This window comes from Vibrio sp. 10N.261.51.C6, from assembly GCF_041471785.1.
Classification (GTDB): domain Bacteria; phylum Pseudomonadota; class Gammaproteobacteria; order Enterobacterales; family Vibrionaceae; genus Vibrio; species Vibrio crassostreae_C.
Genome location: NZ_JBFRPB010000079.1, coordinates 1 through 2471, shown reverse-complemented (window position 1 = coordinate 2471; position 2471 = coordinate 1). Strand labels below are relative to the sequence as shown.

The 2471-nt window shown below is 47.0% G+C and carries 1 pseudogene; it reads left to right on the top strand.

Annotated elements, in window-relative coordinates:
* Positions 1–2471 (top strand): annotated as a pseudogene (locus AB4375_RS19675) (hypothetical protein); the annotation flags it as partial.

The following is a 2471-nucleotide window of genomic DNA, read 5'->3' as shown; positions in this document are numbered from 1 at the left end:
ACAGATTTAGCAGATGGCTCTTCTCCAATCGTTGGTGCTGTGAGCCAAACAGAAACCATCACTTTCACTAATCAAAGTGATGACGTTGAGAAATTCCGTTTAGAGCCAAATGAGTTTAATACTAACAATGCGCTCAAGTCCGATGGCTTGATCATTGAGATTCGAGAAGAGCCAACAGGTTCAGGTAATTACATTGGTTTCACGACTGATATTTCGAATGTCGAAACCACGGTATTTACACTCGATTTCAGCAGTACCACTTTGGGTGAGTATACCTTCACGCTTCTGGAAGCGATTGACCACACACCGATTCAAGGCAATAACGATCTAACATTCAACTTGCCAGTTTACGCTGTCGATAGCGACGGTGATGATTCGTTAATGTCACCACTATCGGTGATGATTACTGATGATGTTCAAGTTATGGCAAGTGGCGAACTGACAATTGAAGAGCCTACTGTGGCTGACTTAGCTGCAGGTACGCCAACGACATCCGTTTTCGATGTATTAACATCCGCAAGTGCTGATGGCGCGAGCGTGACTCAATTTACCTATGACGGCACCGCTTACTCTCTAAACCCGAATGATGCGACCGAGCAAGAGTTTACTTTCACGGAAGGCTCACTGTTTATTACGACTCAAGGGGAAGTGCGCTTTGAGCCGAACCGCGATTTAGACCACTCGGCTGGCGATATCGTTAAGAGCATCGTGGTGACGTCAAGCGATGGCGATGATGACGTTCTTACCTCGACAGTGACGCTTACGATTACGGACGGCGATGTCCCAACCATAGATGTCATTCCACCAATCTCACTATCTGAAACGAATCTAGCCGATGGCTCTGATCCATCTAACTCTGCGGTCAGCGACACCAAAGTCATTCAGTTTACTCATGAGAGTGACGATGTTGAGTCGTTCCGTATCGAGCCAACAGAGTTCAATACTCTAGGTACGTTAACGTCAAACAACTTGGCGGTTCAGCTAAAAGAAGATCCTAACAGTGCTGGCGATTACATCGGTTTTGTTAAAGACGCGTCGGATGTTGAAGCTAACGTCTTTACTATTAGCTTCTCGGATACCAATTTAGGTCAATACACCTTCACCTTACTTGAAGCACTAGACCATGTAGATGGCCTCGCAAATAATAATTTGAGTTTCGACTTACCGGTTTACGCGGTCGATAGCGATGGCGATGACTCGTTGGTGTCTCAACTTAACGTGACCATTGGTGATGATGTTCAAATCATGCAAGGTGGTACGTTAGATATCACTGAACCAAATCTTGCAGACGGCACAGTGACAACCAATACCATCGATGTGATGCCAGAACAAAGTGCCGATGGTGCGACGATCACTCAGTTTACGTATGACGGTCAAGTTCGAACACTGGATCAAACGGACACAGGTGAGCAGCAATTTAGCTTCACAGAGGGTGAGTTGTTCATCACTCTTGAAGGTGAAGTACGCTTCGAACCAAACCGCAATCTAGACCACACGGTTAGCGAAGACATCGTCAAATCGATTGTCGTGACCTCAAGCGATGGCGATGTGGATGTTGAAACGGCGACGGTTGTTCTGACCATTACCGATGGTGATATTCCAACCATCGAATCCGTACCAAGCGTGACGCTATCAGAAACACAACTTTCTGATGGCTCGACACCAAGCGGCAGTGCGGTGAGTCAAACCGAGACTATCTCGTTTACCAACCAAAGTGATGATGTCGAGAAGTTCCGAATCGAACCAACTGAGTTCAATGTGGGTGGTGCGTTAACGTCGAACAACATTGCGGTTGAGCTTAAAGAAGACCCAGCAGACTCAGGCATCTATACTGGCTTTATTGACGACGGTGGAACGGACGTTCCTGTCTTCAGCTTAAGCTTTTCAGGTACCACGTTGGGTGAATACACCTTCACGTTGCTTGAGGCGTTAGACCATGCCGATGGTCTCGACAATAACGAACTGACGTTTGAATTACCAGTCTATGCCGTCGATTCTGATGGTGATGATTCCTTGATGTCTCCGTTATCGGTGACCATTGGTGATGACGTCCAAATCATGGCGAACGGCACGCTGGGCATTACCGAGCCGAATTTAGCTGACGGTACGGTGACGACCAATACCATTGATGTAATGACGGCGCAAAGTGCCGATGGCGCAGTGATTACCCAGTTCACTTATGACGGTGGTACCGCTCAAACTCTAGATCCAACAATCACGGGCGAGCAGAAATTTACGTTCACTGAGGGTGATGTGTTCGTCACTATTGAAGGTAATGTGCGTTTTGAGCCAAACCGTGATTTAGACCACGAGAGTGGCGATATCGTTAAATCTCTCGTCTTTACGTCAAGCGATGGCGATATCGATGTTGAAACGGCCACTGTCACACTGACGATTATTGATGGTGATATCCCAACGATTGAATCGGTGCCAAGCATCGCGCTTGCTGAAACAGATTTAGCAGATGGCTC